The organism is Streptomyces lienomycini (assembly GCF_027947595.1).
In the GTDB taxonomy this organism is placed as follows: Bacteria; Actinomycetota; Actinomycetes; order Streptomycetales; family Streptomycetaceae; genus Streptomyces; species Streptomyces lienomycini.
The window spans coordinates 2617655-2639230 of sequence record NZ_CP116257.1 but is presented as its reverse complement, the minus strand read 5'-3'; the positions used below and the strand labels follow the sequence as shown (position 1 = coordinate 2639230).

At 68.3% G+C, this 21576-nt stretch carries 20 protein-coding genes; 16 read left to right on the top strand and 4 right to left on the bottom strand.

Annotation, left to right across the window (positions count from 1 at the left end; all coding sequences use genetic code 11):
* Positions 1–14 precede the first annotated feature (14 nt).
* The 4 genes from BJ961_RS11940 to BJ961_RS11925 form a co-directional block, all read right to left on the bottom strand.
* Positions 15–1319 carry a tyrosine-type recombinase/integrase gene (locus BJ961_RS11940; protein ID WP_425584700.1) on the bottom strand — a complete coding sequence of 435 codons (1305 nt, stop codon included), beginning with the start codon at positions 1317–1319 and terminating at the stop codon, positions 15–17.
* 53 nt (positions 1320–1372) lie between these two features.
* Positions 1373–1672, bottom strand: coding sequence for a helix-turn-helix transcriptional regulator (locus tag BJ961_RS11935; RefSeq protein ID WP_263549179.1), 300 nt, complete (start codon positions 1670–1672; stop codon positions 1373–1375).
* Positions 1673–2624: 952 nt separating this feature from the next.
* Entirely contained in the window at positions 2625–3506 is an 882-nt protein-coding gene (locus BJ961_RS11930; protein ID WP_271321275.1) for an aminoglycoside phosphotransferase family protein, read from the bottom strand.
* Positions 3503–4906: a helix-turn-helix domain-containing protein gene (locus tag BJ961_RS11925; RefSeq protein WP_271321274.1), complete on the bottom strand. Its 1404-nt coding sequence runs from the start codon at positions 4904–4906 to the stop codon at positions 3503–3505. Before BJ961_RS11925 ends, BJ961_RS11930 begins: the two co-directional genes overlap by 4 nt.
* A gap of 173 nt (positions 4907–5079) precedes the next feature.
* Here BJ961_RS11925 and BJ961_RS11920 point away from each other — a divergent pair, with 173 nt between their 5' ends.
* The 16 genes from BJ961_RS11920 to BJ961_RS11845 all read left to right on the top strand — a co-directional run bounded on the left by BJ961_RS11920 (position 5080) and on the right by BJ961_RS11845 (position 21543).
* A complete protein-coding gene (locus tag BJ961_RS11920) occupies positions 5080–5445 on the top strand; it encodes an ATP-binding protein (protein WP_333782103.1) in 366 nt (121 codons plus the stop codon).
* A gap of 33 nt (positions 5446–5478) precedes the next feature.
* Positions 5479–6765, top strand: a complete 1287-nt coding sequence (locus BJ961_RS11915) for an IS256 family transposase (RefSeq protein ID WP_271321273.1) — start codon at positions 5479–5481, stop codon at positions 6763–6765.
* Positions 6766–6805: 40 nt separating this feature from the next.
* A complete protein-coding gene (locus BJ961_RS11910; protein ID WP_333782102.1) occupies positions 6806–7216 on the top strand; it encodes a DUF6624 domain-containing protein in 411 nt (136 codons plus the stop codon).
* 74 nt (positions 7217–7290) lie between these two features.
* The gene (locus BJ961_RS11905) at positions 7291–7758 is read left to right on the top strand and encodes a DUF6082 family protein (RefSeq protein WP_271321272.1); all 468 of its coding nucleotides are present in this window, start codon (positions 7291–7293) and stop codon (positions 7756–7758) included.
* A 203-nt stretch (positions 7759–7961) separates the two neighbouring features.
* Positions 7962–8141, top strand: coding sequence for an FxLD family lanthipeptide (locus BJ961_RS11900; RefSeq protein WP_271321271.1), 180 nt, complete (start codon positions 7962–7964; stop codon positions 8139–8141).
* 107 nt (positions 8142–8248) lie between these two features.
* A complete protein-coding gene (locus tag BJ961_RS11895; protein ID WP_011031314.1) occupies positions 8249–8380 on the top strand; it encodes an FxLD family lanthipeptide in 132 nt (43 codons plus the stop codon).
* Between the two features lie 37 nt (positions 8381–8417).
* Complete coding sequence (locus BJ961_RS11890; protein WP_271321270.1) at positions 8418–8597, top strand: FxLD family lanthipeptide; 180 nt, start codon at positions 8418–8420, stop codon at positions 8595–8597.
* Between the two features lie 83 nt (positions 8598–8680).
* On the top strand, positions 8681–11773 hold the full coding sequence (locus BJ961_RS11885; protein ID WP_271321269.1) for a lantibiotic dehydratase: 3093 nt from the start codon (positions 8681–8683) through the stop codon (positions 11771–11773).
* Complete coding sequence (locus BJ961_RS11880) at positions 11770–13029, top strand: lanthionine synthetase C family protein (RefSeq protein ID WP_271321268.1); 1260 nt, start codon at positions 11770–11772, stop codon at positions 13027–13029. Before BJ961_RS11885 ends, BJ961_RS11880 begins: the two co-directional genes overlap by 4 nt.
* Before the next feature lie 18 nt (positions 13030–13047).
* On the top strand, positions 13048–15138 hold the full coding sequence (fxlM, locus tag BJ961_RS11875) for a methyltransferase, FxLD system (RefSeq protein WP_271321267.1): 2091 nt from the start codon (positions 13048–13050) through the stop codon (positions 15136–15138).
* A gap of 1 nt (position 15139) precedes the next feature.
* Entirely contained in the window at positions 15140–16264 is a 1125-nt protein-coding gene (locus tag BJ961_RS11870; protein WP_271321266.1) for a hypothetical protein, read from the top strand.
* A gap of 107 nt (positions 16265–16371) precedes the next feature.
* Positions 16372–17595, top strand: a complete 1224-nt coding sequence (gene fxlM / locus BJ961_RS11865; protein ID WP_271321265.1) for a methyltransferase, FxLD system — start codon at positions 16372–16374, stop codon at positions 17593–17595.
* 522 nt (positions 17596–18117) lie between these two features.
* The gene (locus BJ961_RS11860; RefSeq protein WP_271321264.1) at positions 18118–18327 is read left to right on the top strand and encodes a hypothetical protein; all 210 of its coding nucleotides are present in this window, start codon (positions 18118–18120) and stop codon (positions 18325–18327) included.
* Entirely contained in the window at positions 18324–18791 is a 468-nt protein-coding gene (locus BJ961_RS11855; protein WP_271321263.1) for an NUDIX domain-containing protein, read from the top strand. The genes BJ961_RS11860 and BJ961_RS11855 overlap by 4 nt, the downstream gene beginning before the upstream one ends.
* Positions 18788–20785, top strand: coding sequence for an ABC transporter ATP-binding protein (locus tag BJ961_RS11850; RefSeq protein WP_381156731.1), 1998 nt, complete (start codon positions 18788–18790; stop codon positions 20783–20785). Before BJ961_RS11855 ends, BJ961_RS11850 begins: the two co-directional genes overlap by 4 nt.
* Positions 20786–20919: 134 nt before the next feature.
* Positions 20920–21543, top strand: a complete 624-nt coding sequence (locus BJ961_RS11845) for an NUDIX domain-containing protein (protein WP_381156735.1) — start codon at positions 20920–20922, stop codon at positions 21541–21543.
* Positions 21544–21576: the final 33 nt, after the last annotated feature.

The window sequence follows — 21576 nt, the reverse complement described above, 5'->3', positions numbered from 1 at the left end:
TCTCACCTCGCTGTTTACGCGCGTCGGACGGTCGCATCTCCACTCAGGATCGGGCCTGGGGGAGAATCTGGGGAGTTTGGGCCGGAACTCTCCTCCGCCCGCTCCCCCAGCAGGCTATCGATTGCCCTGCGCCCCTTCTTCCCCGCCTCCGGCATGAAGTGCGCGTAGTGATCGAGCGTGATGGTCGGCGATGAATGCCCCAACCACTTGGCGAGGGTGACGACCGACTCTCCTGCCTCCAGCACGAGGGATGCGTACGTGTGCCTCAACACATGGAACCCGTCCTTCGGCGCCGCTTGCCACTGCCAAGGTTTCGCCCCCTTGACACGCGGAGGGATGACACCTGCCCTGGCCAGGGCAGGCTTCCAGATCTCGGTGTTCCACGTGTTGGCTGCGATCGCGTTCCCGTACTTCGTTGTCAGTACGAGGCCGAACTTCTTCCGCTCCCTGTCCGATTCAGGACCGCCCCAGGGAAGCTCGACCTTGTCACCGGGGTATGCCCTGGCATGCTTCACCAACTCGTCGGCCACGGAACGTGGCATGTCCGCAACGCGGGTTTTGCCACCCTTTGGAAGGGTAAAGTACTTCCGGCCATTGACTATTTGCACCTGACGTCGGACGTGGAGGACTCCGCGCGCGTGGTCCACGTCCTCCATGCTCAGGCCAAACACTTCCCCCTGACGCAGACCGCACCCAAGCCCAAGAATTACCGCTATACGGTGCCTCTGGCTGATCTCATCACGCACGCTCCGTGCCAGCGCCTCAGGCCACGCCTCACGACGCTCATCAGGCAGTTTCGGCCATCGGACCGACTTGGACCTCATCGGGTTCCGAGCAAGACGCTTGTCATCAACCGCTGTCTCCAGGACGCTCGACAGCGTCGAGAGGATGCTGCGGGCGTACTGCGGCGAGCACGAGGATTCGAGCCTGACTATGTAGGCACGAAGCTCGGCCGCAGACACCTCGTTCAGCGATACATCGCCCAGGTGTGGTATCACGTGTAGCCGAATCCGCTCATCGATGCCCTTGCGCGTCTTGGCCTCACCACGCACACCCGGCATCCAGTACCGCTCGACGTACTCAGCGACGGTTAGGGAGCCGTCCCGTGGATCGACGAACTCGCCGCGCTCCTGGTCGGTACTTGATCGCCGGAGCCACGCCTTGGCGTCCTCCAAGGTGTCAAAGGATCGGTCTCGGACTCCGGGTATGCCAGCGGCCTTGTATCGCTTGCCCTTGCCGTAGCGGGCGGTTCGCTCTCGTTTCCCGGTGACCGGGTCCTTCTTCTTCTTGATCCAGCGGTCTTCGATGTAGCCGGCCAGGGGAATCTCCTTTTCGACGGGGGTACAAACGGTGCTCAATGACGGACGGAACGTCAGGCGCTGGGGCGGATGCGTTGCTGTGGATCTGCGCTCAGCGGGTTCAGGGCCAAGTTGGAGCGGGAGTCGGCCTGCTCCTGTTCGCGGACCCAGGCATCGAGGGCTTCCACTCGGTACATGACGCGACCGCGGGGGCCCATGCGGAAGCTCGGCGGTCCCTGACGGCGGTGGCGCCAGACGTAGAGGGTGTGGTGTGAGAGGCCGAGGTATTCAGCGGCGTCTTGCACGGTCAGGAAGGCCGTACGTACTGCTACGGAGGAAGTCGTGGGGGCAGGCGGTATCGCCGATCGGTGCATGGCAGGGTTTCCTTGCTGGGAGAGCGAGGAGCGACAGAGGCATGGCAGCATCACCTCGCGCGGAGTGCGCCAGGACGGCCACCTGTCGGCGGCGCACGCTGCCTACGGCAAGACGCCGCAGCAGAACTGCCCCGCGCCTCCTCTTGCCATCGCGAAGCTGCCCGCGTCCGCCACGACTCCACCGCCAAGCGCAGTCGAAAGGCGAACGTCTCAATGGTCGCGGCAATCGCCGGTTTGGCTAACCGGCGATCGTCGGCTATGTTGCCCGACCGTCACGCGCCCGATGTCTGCTTGACCTTCCTGCCGACAGGGGAAGTACGTACGAGCTAAGGGCTGCGGGCGCGCTGCCCGAGGCGGCCGTAAGCCGGTCCAGATTCACCGTGCCGCGGCGCTCAGGGATCTTGGGGGCCCGGGCCACCGGGTTGTTGCACCCGGATGGCGTGGCACGTGCGCATTGACGACACGATCGTCGCGGTAGCTCGCTACAGGAGATCCTCACCGAAACGTCCGGCCGCGCAGACGGAAACACAGAGCCCCGTGGAGACCGCAGGGTAGTCACCGGCCGTTTGGCCGCGCCCAGTCGTTCAGCCACCGAGGGCGAAGTGAAGCGAGTAGATGAGATTAACAGAAGCAGACGGACGAGCCTCCCAAGGTGAGTTGCGCTAGCTGGCCAACCCTCGCGACGCCCACCCCAACCGGTTTAGGGGGAAGTGAGCGCTGAGGAGCGGTGGCACCATCTGGCCTGGATTTCCACGGGACGTTGTACGTTGACATGCCCTCGCACAGCTATCCAGTCTTTCTGCGGCATTTCTTGTCTGCCGTCGGCGAATACGTCACTTTGGCAATTCGGAAGCATCGCGACACCGAGTCAGATTGACGGATCAGGCATTGCATCTAAACTGGGTAAAGCCACCTATAAGACGAGTTGCACTCGTGAGTCACTGGTAGTGGGCTACATGATCCCCTTCCATCGCCACGGCGGCACCCCGGCCCGGCCGCGCAAGCAGTCAATGCGGTATTGCGCCTCGCGTCGCCATTCAGGGCGGCTGGCTGCATGCTGCGCGGCGTACGTCACCATACGCAACTCGCGTGCGCCAGCCAGGATTTCATACCCTTCCCACTTCGTAACGTCAACGCCGTAGGTCTCGCAGAATGCTGCGTATTCCTCGGCAGATACTGCGCCGGTAGTGGTGAGCTTCACTGCGGTCGACACGAGATCCCACTCCGGGGGACCGAACGAAGAGCGCTCGAAGTCGAGCAACATCGGGCCGGCCTCCGTACGCGCCACGTTGCCGACCCATGCATCCCCGTGGATTACACACTCCGGCCGACCCTTGGGCCTCGAAGCCCATTGCTGCTTGAGATCTTTAAGCCGGCCCTTCAGCCACAACCGGTCATCGGCAGAAGTCGTACTCGCTGCGTCGATGCGCTCAACGAGCCGGACGAACGGGTCCAGCTCACCCAGTGGCAGGTCTGGTATCGGCAGGGCGTGCAGTTGCTTGAGGAGCACGACGACGTCGGTGATGGTCCCGATTTCGTGTGGCGGCAGCTCTTGCCAGAACGTCACAGGGTGCCCGCTGGCTATTACCGGCTGCCGCAGGCCAAGGGCGCGTACGGCGGGCACGCCCTGGGTGGCCAGCCAGCGGGCGACCTGAACCTCGCGTGTTGCGGCGGCGGACTGGCCAGGGCGGGCGATACGCACCACCGTGCCCCCGGGCAGACGCCAAATGGCGTTCTCGGCGATCCGTATCGGTTGGGCGTTGGTCGCGTCGAGGCCGGCGGCGAGGCACGCCTCCTTAAGTACGGCTTGGGTGGGCGTGGGCGAAGTAGTCACGCCTGCACCGTAGCTGCGATGCGCTCGCGCAGGTCGCTGGCCTCGGGGAGGCTCCGGTGTCGGCCTGCGAACCGGGCGAGTTCCCGCAGGTCCTCGGCGGCCCGGCAGGAAGTCAGCTTGCCGACGTCATCCAGCGCTCGGTGGCCGAGTACGACCGCGTGCCGCGGATCATCGCCTTTGGCCATGACCAGGGAAGCGAGTTTTGTCTCGGAGATGGCGCGCGAGCGGGCGAAGGCGTTGCCGTGTCCTTTGACCGCGATCTCGAAGCGGCGGGCCGCCTGCCCGGGGTCGTGGTCCGCGTGGACCGCGAGGTCGAACAGCGCGTGGGCGGTGTCGCCGTGGTGCTGGGCGTAGTCGTAGTAGGCCATCCACGGCGGATCCTGTACCGGGTCCGAGTGTTCGAACGCGGCGTCGGCCTCTCCGACCGCGCGCAGGGTGTTGGCTACGTCGTGCATCTTGCCGAAGGCACGGGCGCGTGCCGTGTGCAGCATGGCACGCTCGGTCGCGGTGAGTCGGTCGGAGCGCACCAACCCCTTCTCTGCGTGGGTTAGGCCAGTATCCGGATCTCCGATCCAGATTTCCTGCCGGGCCATGAACGAGTACGTCTTGGCGCGCAGATGCCACTCACCGGCTTCTTCCGCGCACTCAGCGGCTAGCCGGAAGCTGACTCGGGCATCGTCGTGAGCGTACGCGTCGAACTGCGAGGCGCCGACGACAATCCCTAACCGAGCCACAGAGGCCAGGAGTTCAGGCCGCAGGGGCTCGGGGCAGGGCACCGGCAGCAGGAAGGCTCCCCACATGATGGCGCCGCGGGCGAGTTCACGCACCGCGCCGCCGCCTCCGTACTCGTTGTCCTGGCGATGGATGACATCGGCCAGCGACTTCACCTGCCTGATCTCGCGGGGGCGGATCTGAGTCGGGATCTCCCGGGGGGCTGCTGGGGTCACGAGGTGGACGAGGTCTATGGGGGCGATGGCGGCAAGGCCGCTCGTGGCGAGGAAGGCGCGACGGTCCACAGAGGCAGGGCTCCCGCTTGGAGGTGTTGTACTACCTCTGCCCAGGATGCGGCCTTCATGGACCTGAACCGGCACCTCCGCCCTGCGAGGGGGTGCACTTTCCGTTTCAGGACGGGCTTTTTCCGTTTGCCCGAACACCATCCCCCACGCCCGGGTGAGGACTCCCCCCGTCTGCAGGACCTCGTCCAAGCGCTCAGCCAAGTCTTTCGAACAGGTAGCAGTCCCCTTCTCGATCTTCTCAATGAGTGAACCGCTGACCTGCACATTCGTGCCCAACTCGGCGTGCGTGAGAGGGCCGCGCTTCTTACGCCAGGTCCGCAGTTCATGGCCGAACCAGTCACGCGGGGACGCGTCCGGAGTCAATTGCTTCTCGGGTCTTGGCATGGGCTGTTCCTCGCTCGCGAAACGGAAGATCGAGGTTTCCGTATCAAGATCTACACGCGGTTCTGTCGGCCTGGCTCAATGGTTGCTCACGGCCGCCGCCCCAGTACACACCGCATCCGGCGCCGGTTGGAGAGATTTCGTCGAACGAGGGACTCCCCGTGAAGGCAGACCTGATGGAGGCTCAACAGCCCCTTACGGACGGCACAAGCGCTGCGGTCCGGACGCGTTCCGGAGCATGCGAAATCGACGTCACTCTGACTGCCGCTGCCGTCTCGGGCATGCGTGGCCTCGTCAGTGCGTGCCTCCGTCTGTGGGGCCTGACCGAACTCGACTGGAGGGTCACTCTCACTGCGTCCGAGCTACTGACGAACGCCTTCCAGCACGCCCGCAAGGAGGATGAGTCCTCGGTTCCAGTGAAGGTCGTCCTCACCCGGACCCCCGACGGAGTCTTCCTGTGCGTCAGTGACCCGCACCCCTGGCCCCCAGCCCCCGTCCCGGCAGGCGACGACGACGAGGGCGGTCGCGGGTCTGTACGGTAACCGGTGTAACTCCCGAGCAAGAAGCGGAAGTTGATGACTGACGTGATGCGTGAGACCGGTACCGAGAGTGGCGTCGGCGAGCTGGCGGCCGCCGTGGATGACGAGCTGATCGGTCAGCTGGTGACCCGAGCTCAGGCCGACGGGTTGAAGCTGACCGGTGAGGGCGGCCTGCTGCAGCAGCTGACCAAGCGGGTGCTGGAGTCGGCGCTGGAAGGTGAGCTGACTGATCACCTGGGTCATGAGCACGGTGAGCGGGCCGAGGGCGGGCGGGAGAACTACCGCAACGGCCACCGGTCCAAGACTGTGGCCACCGAGGTCGGCCCGGTCGGGATCTCCGTCCCGCGGGACCGGGCGGGGTCCTTCGAGCCGATGCTGGTCAAGAAGCGACAGCGGCGTCTGGGTGGGATCGACGAGATGGTGCTGTCACTGTCGGCAAAGGGTCTCACGCACGGTGAGATCTCCGCGCACCTGGCCCAGGTGTACGGGACCGAGGTGTCGAAGTCGACCATCTCCACGATCACCGACAGTGTGGTCGCGGGCATGGTGGAATGGCAGAACCGGCCGCTGGACGCGGTGTATCCGGTCGTCTTCATCGACTGTGTGCACGTCAAGGTCAGGGATGGGCAGGTTGCCAATCGCCCGGTCTACATGGCATTGGCCGTGACCGCCGAGGGGACCCGGGACATCCTGGGGCTATGGGTTGGCGATGGCGGCGAGGGAGCCAAATACTGGCTCCAGGTCCTCACCGAGATCAAGAACCGGGGCGTGCGCGACGTCCTGATGCTTGTCTGCGATGGGCTGACCGGACTCCCCGACGCGGTGAACACCGTCTGGCCTGCGACGATCGTGCAGACCTGCGTGGTTCACCTGCTTCGTAACAGCTTCAAATACGCGGGCCGGCAGGACTGGGAGAAGATCGCTAAGGCTCTCCGGCCGGTCTACACCGCGCCCACGGAGGATGCCGCCACGGAAAGGTTCCTGGAGTTCTCGGAGGAATGGGGTGCGAAGTACCCGGCCATCGTCCGGCTGTGGGAGCGGGCCTGGGCGGAGTTCGTGCCCTTCCTTCAGTTCGACGTCGAGATCCGCCGGATCGTGTGCACGACCAACGCGATCGAGTCCGTGAACGCCCGAATCCGCAAGGCCGTCCGTGCTCGCGGACACTTCCCCACGGAACAGGCCGCCCTGAAGTGCGTCTACCTCGCAGTAATGAGCCTGGACCCGACCGGGACCGGAGCGAAGCGTTGGACCAGGCGATGGAAGCCGGCTCTCCAGGCTTTCGACATCACCTTCGACGGCCGTCTCACCGCGGCCCAACTGTAACTACCACCCCACGAGTTACACCACTCGCTGTACAGACCCCATCCTGGCCGACCATGATTGGCCCGGCCATCGCCTCGTCGGCCCCGACGGCGCCCGCGCCGCCTGGAGCATCGCCCTGCACAGCGACGACAATTACGCCCTTCAACGCGCCGCCACCACCCTGCTCGGACGCGCTGTCCAGGCTGGCGACGCACTCGTCCAGCACTGGGCTCACCTGCACGATCGCGCCCTCGTCACCAGTGGAAGCGCCCAGGAGTACGGCACCCAGTTCCTGCTGAGCACCGATGGGATCGAGCTGTGCCCGCTGCGCGCCCCTGGGTCCGTCGACGCACGCAGAGCCACCGTGGGTCTGCCGCCCCTTGCCGTCGCTCTCAATGCGGTGTGCCGCCGCTACACACCGGACAGCTCCGCCGACGAAACCCCGACCGTCCTCCTCGCGGGGGCCGCGTGAACCAGCAGAACCCCGGGTTCTCCGTCCGCCAGCCCACCTGCCGCAAATCTGCTCTGGGAAAGGTTCCTTGACCGATGAAGCTCACCACCGCCGTCCTCGCCGCCGGTGCTGCCGTCTCCCTCACCACCGCCGTGGTCGGAGCCACCCGGCTCAGGCAAGACGCACGGCACCAGGCCGAGCGTAACGAGGTGTTCCTCACCGGCAACCAGCTCGACTGGCTGGCCCAGGTGTCCACCAGCCCCGACCTCGCCAAGCTCTCGGCTCCCGAGGACCTGGACGTCGAGGAGTACATGCAGCTGCTCGCGGCCAACCGGCTCATCTGCATGCTCAGCGTCCGCGACCGCCTCGGCTTCATCCGTACCGGACACCTGCCATGGCACGCCGCGAAGCTGATGGAGAGCGATGCCTGCCAGCGTTATTGGAAGCGGTTCGGCGGCCTCCGTGCCGAGGAGGCCGAGGGCGATGAGCAGGCCGAGCACTTCACCCGGGTGCTGGACCAGGCCGCCAAGAATCGCCCGCAGGCGCAGCGCCCAGCTGCCTGACGGCGTATCTCGGTCCCGTCACCCTTCTTCGGGCTCCGTGTCCGTCCCCAATTCTTCAGCCGGACAGCAGTTCTCGTGTCTGGCGAGGTAGCCGAGGAGGCCCGAGCGGCGCAGGGCACACCACTGCCGTCTATCGGACAGAGCCAGCCGTACAGCAACACACCGAATCGAAGAGTTCCACCACATCGACCAGGAGGGTTCCCGTGACTCCCAGGGTGACCGACCAGCGCGTGAGGACCGTCTCGGCCTCTGCCGCGCAGGACCCGTTCGACCTCGACATCAGCGTCATCGAATCGGGTGGCACGGTCGGGGCGGGTATCGCCTCCGACGGCGGCTGCGGCTCGACCTGCGGTGGCAACGCCTGCATCTCCAGCGGCTCCTGACCGCACCAGACCACCGGCACGACGCCCATGTCGCGCCGGCGCCGCCAACGCGGCACGTCCCCTCGCGGCTCAATCGGAGCCGCGCACGGCAACGGAGGAATCAGCACATGCAGAACGACGAATTCGACCTCGACATCAGCGTCCTGGAGTCCGACGACGGCTCCGCCACGCTGATCAACCTCACCGACGACGGCTGCGGCAGCACCTGCTCCAGCCCGTGCGCCACCAACGTGGCCTGATCATTTTCCACCGCACGACGAGTAGGGAGAAACCTGCATGAACGCGAACACGATCAAGGGCCAGGCGCAGTCCCCGGCCGCCACGGCGGAGGGTGATGCGTTCGACCTGGACATCAGCGTCCTGGAGTCCGGCGACGGCTCCGCCACGGTGATCAACCTGACGGACGACGGCTGCAAGCCGAGCTGCCAGGGGTCCTGCGCCACCAACGTGGCCTGACGCCGAGCGCGCCAATCTGCCAGCCCGTGCGGCCTTGTGCCGCGCGGGCTGGCACCCCAACGCGCCACAACCAGGGAGGGTGCATGGATTCCCGGAAGGACGGCCCGCTGTACCGGTGCGCGGACGCTGCGCTGGTGCGCGCCGCCCATTACTCGAAGGTGCCGCTTCCCGCGTGGCCGGACCTCGCCGACGACGCCCCGGATGGTGAGGTGCGGTGGCAGACGTGGCTGCGCGACGTCTGGTCGCTGTCCGAGGCCGCCGAAGCCATCGAGCAGGGCAGTCCTCTGCTCGCGCAGCAGGTTCAGGCCCTGTGCTCGGTGGCCAGCCCCGAGACCCGTCAGTTGCGCCGCGCAGTGGTGTCGGTCATGCGGTACCTGCTGCGTATGACGGGCCGAGCGACCCCGAATGGGCTGTTCGCCGGCGTCGCGCCCGCCTCATTCGGGGAACGGCCAGGATGGTCCTGGGGCGAGTGGCACCAACCCGTCATCCGCGCCGATGGCGACTGGATCGCGGACCTGATCGCCCGCCTGGAAGCACACCCTGAAGTCCTGCGGCACCTGCATGTGATGGCCAACAACACCGTTTTCGTACGGGGCGATCGCCTGATCGTGCCCTACCCGCCCCGCTCACGCCGCACCGAAGGCAGCCCGGCGGCCGAAGTGTCCGTCCGGTACACCAACGCCGTACGTATCGCCGTCGATGCCGCCGCCTCGCCCGTCCCCGTCCATACCCTCGTGGAACTGATGAGGACCGAGTACCCCGACGTTCCCGCTGACCGGGTGGAAGGGCTCGTCAGCAGCCTGGTCGAGCGCGGTGTGCTCATCAGCAGCCTGCACGCGCCCTCTGCCGCCCTCGATGCCCTGGACCACCTGGTCGAGCAGGCCAAGGCCGCCGGCGCGCCGTCAGCTGCGGACCTCGTGGCCGACCTGCGGGCAGTCCGCGACGCCATCGCCCAGCACAACCAGGTTTTGGCTCCGGCGGACGGACAGCGCCTGCGTACTGCCTTACGTCAGAAGATGACCGCCTTGAGCACCGTCAAGGCCCAGCCGCTCACGCTGGACCTGCGCATGGACTGCTCTCTCACTCTGCCCCCACAGGTTGCCCGCGAGGCTGAGAAGGCGGCCACGGTGCTGGCCCGGCTGAGTGCGTACCCCTTTGGCACTCCGGCGTGGAAGGACTTCCACAACCGGTTCTTCGAGCGGTACGGCATCAACTCGCTCGTCCCGGTCCGGGACCTGGTGGACCCGGACGTCGGCCTCGGCTTCCCGGCCGGATACCGCGACGCGGAACCTGAGCAGCGCGAGGCCCTGACCACCCGCGAACAGCGGTTGCTTTCCCTCGCCCAGGCGGCTGTCCTCGATGGCCGCGACGAAATCAGCCTGGACGAGGACCTGATCCGCACACTGACAGTCGGAGACCGAGACGCCCCGCAGGTACCGGCCCACACGGAGCTGCGCTTCCAAATCCGCGCCACATCACAAGAGGCCCTAGAAAAGGGAGACTTCGTCCTCCACGGCATCGCCCCCTCCCGCGGGATCGGCACCACGATCGGCCGCAGCCTGGGCTTGCTCACACCAGAAGATCAGGCTCGCGCCGCCGCCATGCTGGAGAAGCTACCGGTCAACGCGCCCGGCTCGGTGCCCACGCAGGTCTCCTTCACTCCACTCGACCGGGGCGACACCAACGTCACCCGCGTCGCCGAACTCCTGCCGGCCGTCATTAGCCTGGCGGAGCACCGTCCGGTGGACGAGCGCACCGTCACGCTCGACGACCTCGCCGTGGGCTGCGACCGCCGCAGGCTCTACCTCGTCTCCCTCTCGCGCGCGTGCCTGCTGGACCCCATGACCCTGCACGCGCTGGACCTGCGAGGCCACACGCCGCCGCTCGCACGCTTCCTCGCCGAGATCAGCCGCTCCCAGACCGCCGTCCTGAGCATCTTCCCCTGGGCGTCCGCCACCGCCCTGCCGTACCTGCCGCGCGTGCGCTACGGGCGCGCGATCTTCTCGCCGGCGAGGTGGCGACTGGACCGGTCGGAGCTGCCCGACCGCCGCGCCCCCTGGAAGGAGTGGCACAAGGCGGCCGACGAGTGGCGCACACGCCGCCGGGTCCCGGACGAAGTCTCGCTGGCTGAAGAGGACCAGCTCCTGCCGCTGGACCTCTCCGAACGTGCGCACCTCGCGCTGCTGCGCGCCCACCTGGTCACCCACGAATCGGCGCTCTTGACGGAAGCGGAATCCGACGGAGGCTGGTTCGACGGACGGGCCCACGAGGTCATCGCCCCGATGACGGCCGTGCGTCCGCCCCAGTGGCCGACTGTCCCGCCCGTGACCGCCGACCAACTCATCACGCGCGAGCACGGTCATCTTCCGGGCGCCGCCTTCTGGCTGCTGGTCAAGCTGTACGGGCACGTCGACCGGCAGCCCGAGATCCTTGCCGACCATCTTCCCGCGCTGCTCGGCCAGTGGGATGAGCCGCCGACCTGGTGGTACATGCGCTACCGCGACCCTTGCTGGCACCTGCGGTTGCGCATCGCGGTCCCCAGCGAGCAGGACTTGGCCCTCACCGCGCGGCGCGTGAGTTCGTGGGCGAACGGCTTGCGCCGTGCCGGGCTCCTCACCGACATGCAGTTCGCGACCTCTTACCCGGAGACTGGTCGGTGGGGTGCAGGGCCGTTGATGAGTCTGGCCGAGGACGTCTTCGCAGCCGATTCCCGAGCGCTGGCCGTCCAGTTCGCCCAGAGGACCCGTCCGCACCGACAGGTCCTTGCCGCAGCGAACTTCGTGTCCCTCGCTGCCGCCTTCACCGGCGGCACCGCGGCCGGCATGGACTGGCTGATCACCCACGGCCGGATCATCGACCCGCGTCCCTTGGACCGGACCGTGCGTGGTCAGGCGGTACGTCTGGCCGATCCGACCGACGGCTGGGCGGCCCTGCGTGCCGTCCCCGGCGGCGCCGCCGTCGCCAGAGCCTGGAGCGGGCGCGACGCGGCCCTGGCTTGCTACCGGCAGAAGCTGGACGCGTCCGGTGGTGGCATCGACCCGGACCTTGTTCTCGACTCGCTGCTGCACGCCCACCACATCCGCGCCGCCGGCATCGACAAGGACGACGAGCGGATGTGCATACGGCTGGCCCACGCCGCCGCAATGGCCTGGACTCACCGAGGAGATCACCAATGAACGTGCGTGACAGCGCACTGGCCACCGCCGACGTCCTCGCCGAGCGACTCGCCTCACCGCAGGACGTACGGGGGCTGCACCACCGCCAGGGTTGGTGGCCGCAGTCGCTTGCGCACGGCGCGGCCGGTGTCGCGCTGCTGCACATCGAGCGGGCCCGCACCGGCCAGGGGCCGTGGCAGCGCGCCCACGACTGGCTCGCCTGCGCCGCAGCCGAACCCGTCGTCGGCGGCCCGGACAGCCACCTCTACTACGGGGCGCCCGCGCTCGCCTTCGCCCTGCACGCCGCTGCCGACCGCCCCGGACGCTACGCCCGCGCCCTGGACACCCTCGACCGGTACGTCACGAAGGCCATCCGGGACCGGCTCGCCCATGCCCACGCACGCATGGACCGCGGCGAGATGCCCGCGCTGGCCGAGTTCGACGCGATCCGCGGCCTGAGTGGAATGGGCGGGCTCCTGCTGCACCGCGACGTCCACACCGACGTCCTCCGCGAGATCCTGACCTACCTGGTCCGCCTGACCGAGCCGGTCAGGCACGACGGGGAAGTTCTGCCCGGCTGGTGGAGCCACCTCGCCCCCTCCGGCACGATCTCCCCGGACTATCTGGAAGGGCACGCCAACAACGGCGTCGCCCACGGCATCGGCGGCCCCCTCGCCGTGCTCTCCCTTACGGCCCGCCGCGGCGTCACCGTCGACGGCCACCTCGACGCGATCACCCGCATCCTGACCTGGCTCGACCACTGGCAGCAGAACGGCCCCGCCGGACCGTGGTGGCCGTACTGGATCACCCGCGAGCAGCTACGATCCGGCACGACCGGGCCCGGCCCCTCCCGGCCGTCCTGGTGCTACGGCACCGCCGGATTCGCCCGCGCCCAGCAGCTCGCCGCCCTCGCCCTCAAGGACCCGGCGCGCCAACACGCCGCCGAATTCGCCCTCCTGCGCGCCATGACCGACCCCGGCCAACTCGACGCCACCGTGGATGTCTCCCTGTGCCACGGCTTCGCCGGCCTGGCGCACATCACGCAACTCACTGCCACCGACGCCCTCACACCCGGCCTCACCGCATGCCTGCCCCGGCTCCTGGCCCCGATCACCGACACCGCTCCGGGCACCCTGGCGGACTCCCTGATCAACCCTCCCGGCGGCGGCGACATCGGGCTCCTCGAAGGTGCCGCCGGCACCGCACTCGCCCTGCACTCCTTCCACACCGGAACGCCGTCCGCGTCCGGGTGGGACACCTGCTTCCTGACCAACTAGACGACGAGAAGAGGGAACATGACTGCGGACGAATGGCCGCAACGCCTCATCCGGTTCACCGACTGGAGTCACGCGGAGGCCACCGCCGTGGAGTACTTACTCCCGGTATTGATCGCCCAGGAGTCGGAACTGGCCCAGTGGTCCTTCCTGCGGAAGCACCCCTGGTGGCGGTTGCGGTACCGGCCCGCGGGCCCGGACTCGGCAGAGGTCCTCGACGCTGCCCTGGGCGAGCTGGTCGACGCCGGCGTCCTCGCCTCCTGGACGCGAGGCATCTACGAACCGGAAGAAACGGCCTTCGGCGGCCCCGCCGCGATGAAGATCGCGCACACCCTGTTCCACTACGACAGCCGTCATCTGCTGGACGAGGCGGCCCGCCAGCAGACAGTGAGCGGCCCCCAGCTCGGCCGCCGCGAGCTGGCGGTCCTCCTGCTCAGCGTGGCGATGCGAGCGGCGGGCCTCGACTGGTACGAGCAGGGCGACGTTTGGGCGAAGATCACGGCCGAGCGCCCCGGCGACGAGGTCCGCACTCCGCAACGGCACCGGGCCGCCGTCCACCGGTTGATGACCGTCGACGTCAGCACCACCAGCCGCAGCGTCACCCAGGACCGACTCGCGCCGCTGGCCGAGTGGATAGCCACCTTCGAGTGGTTCGGCCAGCAGCTCGCCGACCTCAACCGCCAGGGCCGCCTGGAACGAGGGCTACGGGCCGTAATCGCCCACCACGGCATCTTCCACTTCAACCGCCTGGGCCTTGCCGCCCAGGACCAGCACACCTTGTCAACACTCGCGAAAGAGGTAGTCATGGGAACGAGCGACAACACCGCGTCCACCCAAGCTGAGAGGACACCGGGCGCTACGGTCAACGGGGTGAACAGTGACACCATCGAAGCCCCTTCCGCCGACCGCCTGCGCGCCCAGCTGATCGACCACCTGGTCGAGACCGGGTGCGTGCTCACGCCCCGCGTGGAGGAGGCCATGCGGACCGTGCCCCGTCACCTCTTCGTCCCGAACGCCCCGCTGGAGAAGGCGTACGGGAACGCACCCGTGGACACGAAGTTCGACGGATCGGGCCGCTCCATCAGCTGCGCCTCCCAGCCCGACATCGTCGCCATGATGCTGGAACAGCTCGACGTCCAGCCCGGCCAGAAGATCCTGGAGCTGGGGGCCGGCACCGGCTTCAACGCCGGACTCCTGGGCTACCTCGTCGGCGAGACGGGACACGTCACTACGATCGACGTGGACGAGGACATCGTGGCCGGAGCGCGCGGCGGCCTGGCCGCCGCCGACATCCACAACGTGGAAGTGATCCTCGGAGACGGAGCAGTCGGCCATACCCCCAACGCGCCGTACGACCGCATCGAAGCCACCGTCGGCGCCCACGGCGTCCCGCACGCCTGGCTCGACCAGCTCGCCCCTGGCGGACGGCTCCTCACCCCGCTGCGCCTGCGCGGCAGCGTCTCCCGCTCGATCGCCTTCGAGAACCAGGACGGAGCCTGGCGCAGCGTCGGCAGCCAGATGAACACGTTCATGCCGCTGCGCCGGGGCATCGCCGACGACCCGCGCCTCTTCGTCCCCCTGGACCCCGACCACACCGTCACCCTCGTCACCAACGGAGACCAGAAGGTCGATGCGGACGCCTTGAGCGACATCTTCCGCCAGCCGCGCACCGAGGCGTGGACGGACGTCACCTTCCGCGGCCCGGAGTCGGCGGAATACCTGGAGCTGTGGCTCACCTGCGCCATGCCCAACGGCCTGAGCCGGATGCCCGCCAAGAACAAGGCCATCGAGAAGGGGCTGGTCACCGCGCCCTACCCGTCCTCGACCGCGGTCTTCGAAGGCGGCACCCTCACCTACCTCACCCGGCGCCCGTACGCGAAGAAGGCCCCCGACGGCGCCACCCTGTACGAGTTCGGTGTGATCGGCCACGGCCCCGACGCCGAAGCCCTCGCCTCGGACGTCGCGGACCAGATCCGCACCTGGGACCAGGACTTCCGAGCGCTCGACGTCGGTTTCGAGATCAAGCCGCTCGACTCGGCCCCGCTCGCGCCGAAGCCCGGCCGCTTCGCCTTCGACAACCCGCTGAACCGCATCGTCATCGAATGGCAGTGACATGGACGTCAGCCAGATAGCGAAGCGGTTCCCGCTCGTTGCCCGTCCACGTCCAGCGTGCCCGCCCCTCGCTGAACGGGTCCGCGAGATCACCGACCTCGCAGCCGCCGCCGAGCGCGACGGCAACGTGACCTCCGCGACCGTCGCCCTGAACAAGGCGGCGCTGATCGCGAGCGACTGCAGCATGCCGGACCTGGCGCGCACTCTGTGCTGGCGTCACGCCGAGGCCGTCCTGCGCGCCCAGCCCCTGGGCGCGCAGGAAGCCCGGTACGCCCTGGAACCCCTGGTCAACCTGGCCCGACTGCGCATCCGCGACGGCGACGGGCACGGCGCATACCACCTGCTCGATTCCCTGAACCGAGCAGTCAGATCGAAGACGGAAGCGGTCATCGACGGCCGCACCAAGTCCTTCCAGCACCTCACGACGTCGGCAGCCGACCATGAACAGGTGTGCCAATGGCTGTGGACCGTCCTCCTCGGCGACGGAACCCGTGCCCTCGTCGCAGCAGGCGAATGGGACCGCGCACGGGCGCACAGCAGGCAGCACCGGGGCATAGGCCAGCGCCTCTTCGACGGGCGTCAAGTAGAAGTGCTCGTCCGCTGCCTCGGCGAGCAGCCCAGCGATGCGCTGACGTTCCTGCACGCGAGCCAACTGGTGGAGCCATGGGAGCAATCCGTCGCGGCAGCGCTCACCGTCCTCTGCCACAGGGCAGCCGACGAGCACCCGGTCGAGCCGATCGACAAGATGGTGCAGCACTACTTGGCCCTCGACTCGGACCCCGAACTTGCGGTCTTCCGCTCCCGTGTGGGGCTAGTCGTGCTCGACCTCTCCCCAAAGACCCAACAGGCCGAAGCAATGCGCCGTCTCACTTGCGAAGCGATGGCGCAGGCAGACGGGTACGTCGCACGGGACGTCCTGGCCCACCCTGTGTGCCGCGAAGCGCTGAGCTACGGCGAGCACCGTACGCTTTCCGCCGCCATCGCCTCAGCCGGCCTCGGTCAGGGGCACATCCCCGAACCCCTGGCACAGGCCCTGCTGGGTGCTGCGTCCGTCTCGGCGGATGTCTGGGAGCGCCACGTCACCCGTCGAGCCAGCTCCGGCTCGTCGCACAACCTCGACTCTTGACCGCGGTGGCGAGCCCCTTGGCGTTACGTCGCCTGCACACCGAAGGAGCTGAAGTGCCTACCCGCAGGTCCGACCCTGGGACCCTAGCCTCCCGAATGGAGATCACCGTGGCAGCCAGTACCGCCCCCACCAACCCGGACGAGGCCCTGGCCAAGCGGCTCATCGGCAGCGGCCACCTGCGCAGCCAGGCGGCCATCGACGCCTTCCGCACCACCGACCGGCACGCCTTCCTGCCCGGCGTCGCCCTGGAGAGCGCGTACGAGGAGGACGCGGTCCCGATCAAGCACAACGAGTACGGGGAGATGATCTCCTGCATCTCCGCTCCGTCCATCGTCGCCACCCAGCTCGAACAGCTCGGCGCCCAGCCCGGTCACAAGGTCCTGGAAGCCGGAGCCGCCACCGGCTACAACGCCGCCCTCCTCGGCAAGATCGTCTCCCCAGGCGGGCAGGTGTGGACCGTCGACGTCGACCAGGACCTCGTCGCCGGCGCGAGCCGGCACCTCGCCGAGGCCGGCGTCGACAACGCCACCGCGGTCATGGCCGACGGCGCAGCCGGGCTGCCTGAGCACGCCCCCTACGACCGGATCATCTTCACCGTCGGCGCCGGCGACGTCCCCGTGGAGATCCTTGATCAGCTCGCCCCCGGTGGGCGCCTGGTCCTGCCGATGCGCGTCCGCGGCAGCATCTCCCGCTCCTTCGCCTTCGAACGCGACGGGGAGACGTGGAAGACCGTCTCCTGCAAGATGGCCACCTTCATCCCGCTGCGCAAGGGCGTCTGCGACGACGTCTACACTCTCGTGCCGATGGCCGGCGAGGGCAACGTGCGCCTGGAGACGTTCAGCGAGCAGGACGTCGACCACAAAGCCCTGCGCTCCGTCCTCGACCAGCAGCAGACCAAGATCTACACCGGGGTGAAGTTCCGCCAGGGCTCCGCCTGGGAGTGGCTGTACCTGTACCTGGCCTGCGTGCTGCCCAACGGCCTCTCACGCCTGCCGGGCCAGCGCCCCGGGTTCACCCCGCACTTCGGGTGGGGCTCCATGGCAGCCCTCGACGCCGGATCGCTCGCGTACTTGACCATCCGCGAGGGGCACGAGAAGGGCCGGTACTGGGAGGTCGGCGTGATCGGCCACGGCGAGGGTGGCGGCGACCTCGCCGAGCGCGTCGTGAGCGAGATCCGCGCCTGGGACGCCAGCGGCGGCAATGACGCCCCCGAGCCGAGCTTCCGAATGGCCACCGCCGACTCGCGCGACCGGCTGACGGCGGACGACGCCCGCTTCGTCGTCGACAAGCCCTACAGCCGACTGGTCGTCGACTGGGCGCGCAAGGGCTGAGCCGATGATCCCCGCGATAGCCAGCCGCATCCCCTTGACCCGCCACACGCGCTCCCGCTTCAGGAGCGCATCAACCATCTCACCGGGCTGACCGTCGCGCCCGCAGGTACCAGCGGTCTCTGAGCGGGTCCGTCGCCCTCGGCGAAGCCGAGCTGCAGCGACTTCTCCGATACGACAGGGCGGCTTCAGGCAATCCCCTGAAGGAGGTACCGCAACCCACATGAGTGATCGAACACGGCATCACAGCCCGTCCCGCTCGGCCACAGAAGGAGTGGGCCCTGTATTCGAATTCAGGTTCTAGATTTCGCCCGTCTCCACCCGTTACGGCGACACAAGGGCGCCCGTTATCCGATCACTAGTCCGCATCTCTCCCGAGGAGCCCCCATGAATGCCGTACGCCTTCCTGCCCTCGTTTATCCCGTGTTCGAAAACACGACCGGCTCGTCGGGCGCCCCTTCGCACTCCGCCGTCGACCGCAACGCGGTCCACCCGTAGGTCGCGGCTGGATACGAGGTATCAGGCATGAATCACGCCACCAAGCCGCTGAGGCCGACCGATCCGAGCATGGGGTACGGCCGGCGTTTGTCCGAGACGGAGGCCCCGGCGTTGACCGCGTTCGCCGTCACGGAGACCGCGTGCGTCATCGCCTACGGTCCCCGGCAAGGCAATGTGCTCGTGACTGCGCGGGGCCCGCGCATCGTGAAACGCATGCGGCAGGAGGGCCGTCCGTGAGCGAGTCGCCTCACCTGCTCATCGCCGACGTCGCCCAGGTCCTGCTCCGGTCCAACGGCACCGCCCTGTGCGTGCGCCGCAATCCGGGCACCGCGCTCGCACCGGGACAGCTCACCGTCATAGGCGGCCACCTGGAGGCCGACGAACCACTCGATCATGCCGCGCGGCGCGAGGCGAAGGAGGAGACGGGCATCCTGCTCAGCGCGGAGCAGCAGGAGTTCTGCGGCCTCATCCACCACTACGACCCCGGTGACGGACTGGACCGGGTCACCGCCGTGTTCGTCGCGCAGTCCTGGACGGGTGCGCCGTACAACGCCGAGCCAAACAAGCATGAAGGGTTCTACTGGGTGCCGATGCAAAGACCGTCGCCGGACTGCCACCCCTACACCGCCACGATCTTCCACCTGCTCACCCACGGCCCGTGCTTCCGGGCTACCAACTGGCCTGCGGGAGGCGCCCGGTGAAGAGGTTCTTCGGGCCGGTCTCGATGGCCGAACCGCAGGTCTCCGACGCCGAACAGGAGTTGTTCGGCGGGCCCCTGCGCTACGACATGGGCTGGTCCCAGCACGAGCACGCGACCTTGGACCTGACCATGCTGTCGGCGCTTCGCTCCATGCCCGGGCTCGTCGGCTCCACTCTGCGCATGGCGTGGCAGGCCGACCGGCGTGCCCTGCTCTCGGTCGGGGTCAGCGAGATCGGCCAGGGCATTGCCGCAGCCGCCGGCCTACTTGCCGTCAACGCCATCATGCACGCGCTGCTCGCCGGCACCGGCAGCGGCGCCGACCGGCTGCACGCCCTGCTGCCCGGTCTCCTGGCTGCGGCCATTGTCGGCGTCGTCAACTCTGCCTTGTCGGCCTGGTCCACTTCCCGAGCCGGGCGGCTGGAACCCAAGGTGGAACGGATCGCCACCACCCAGTACCTGGCCGCCGCAGCCCGCGTTGAACTGGAAGCCATCGAGGATCCCGACTTCCGGCGGCTCGTGGACATCGCCCAGCTCGGCCCCGGATCCGCTCGCCGCATGATCGGCTCCTGCGTCGCGGCGCTGAACGGCCTCATTTCCCTGATCACCACCGCCGGCGTTCTCGCCGTGTTGCACCCCGCGCTGCTGCCCATGCTGATCCTCATCGCCGCCCCGCGCGGCTGGGGCGCCATGCGCGTGGCCCAGGAACGGTACGTGTCGGTGATGAGCTGGATCGAGCACGTACGGGCCAGCCGCCTGATCGGCAACCTGCTCACCGAACGCACCGCCGCGCAGGAGGTCCGTCTCCACGCGGTCGGTGCCTTCCTCCTCAGCCGCTACGAGCGCATGGCCGAGAGCGCCGAGGCCGAACAAGAGCGCCTCGCCTCCAGCAAGGCCCTCACCGAATGGGTCGCCTCCGCACTGTCCGGCCTGGCCATGGCCGCGACCTACGGCGCCATGTTCTGGCTGATCATGGCCGGGCACATGAGCCTCGCCGTCGCCGGGACCGCCGTCATCGCCGTACGGACCGGCTCGGCGAGCCTGGGCGCGCTGGTCATGAACATCAACCAGCTCCACGAGGAGAGCCTCTACGTCCGCGACCACGGCCGCTTCCTCACCGAGGCCGGCCAGCGGACACTGCCCGCTGGCGGGGCGCCCGTACCGGAACGCGTCAAGGAGATCGTTCTGGACCAGGTCACCTACCGCTACCCCGACCGGGACACCGCCGCCCTGGACGGAGTCTCCCTGACCTTGCCGATGGGCTTGGTGACCGCGGTGGTGGGCGAGAACGGTTCCGGCAAGAGCACCTTGATGAAGATTCTCTCCGGCATGCTGTTGCCGGCCTCCGGCACGCTGCGCTGGGGCGAGGCGGATCTCACCGGCCTCGACCGGGCTCAGGTCTTCGAGCGTGTCTCCCTGCTCACCCAGGACTTCCAGCGCTGGCCCGTGACCGCCGCGATGAACATCCGCCTCGGCCGCCCCGACCACTCGGCAACCGACGACGACCTGAAGCCCTCGGTCGACTACGCCGCCGCCGGCCCCGTCATCGCCAAACTCCCCGACGGACTGCGCAGCCTGCTGGCTCGCATGTTCCGTGGCGCCATCGAACTGTCCGGCGGCGAATGGCAGAAAGTCGGCCTGGCCCGCACCCACTGGCGTAGCTCAACATCACAGGCAGACGGCGTCCTCATCGTGGACGAGCCGACCTCCGCCCTCGATCCCGAAGCCGAGATCGAAGCCTTCGACCGCATCCGCCGCCTCGCTGCCCCGAACCGGGCCGTCGTCCTCGTCACCCACCGCATGTCCGGCGTCCGCCACGCCGACCACATCTACGTCCTCAACAACGGGCACCTCGCCGAGCACGGCACCCACGACGAACTCATCACCGCCCGCGGCCGATACGCCGCCATGTTCGACGCCCAAGCCGCCCAGTACGCCCCGACCGCGACCATCCCCCACCCCGCCGCGCCCACCGTCCCGGAAGGCAGAGCTACGTGACCTCTCCCGTCTCCCCTTCGGATCACGACACACCGCGTGCCGTTCCGTCGCCAGCGCAGTACGCCGCGTCCCGGCATGCCGCGTGGCTCGGGGCCGCCGCTGTCATCACCAACGAGGTTGGACAGGTTCTGCTGGTGCGCCCCACCTATCGCGAGGACGGCTCGTGGGTGCTGCCCGGAGGTGTCGTCGAACACGGTGAACACCCTCACGTCACCTGTCGGCGCGAGATCACCGAGGAACTGGGCCTGGACCTGCCGCTGTCGGCCGTGCTCGCCGTCCACTCCTTCTCCGCTCACCACCCCGACCTGCAATCCGGCACGCACTGCCCTGGAGAGGTCCGGTTCGTCTTCGACGGGGGAACCCTCACCCCCGACCAGGTGGAGGCGATTCGCCTGCCGACCAAGGAGCTGTCCGAGTACGCCTTCCTGGAGACCCGGGACGCGGTCCAGCGGCTGCGCCCCGTGGACGGGCAGATCATGCTCGCCGCCTACCGTGCCCGGCTCGGCAACACCGCCACCGCGCACCTCGCCGACGGCCGGCACATCCTTGACGTCCCGGCCCTGGACCGGCACGACGTTCACGTCCGCTTCCGGCCCTTGTGGGACAGCCCGCTCCACCCCGGTCCCGTGCCCGAGCGGCTGCCCGTGCGGCAAGCCTGGGCGTGGTGCTTCATCCTCGACGGCCGGGTCGTCGTCGTTGCCGACCCCGGCCCGCGGGGCGCGCTGCCGATGCTAACTGGAGTGCGCGCGGGTTCCTGAACGGTCGGCGGCGGACCGTTGCGCCATGTCGGC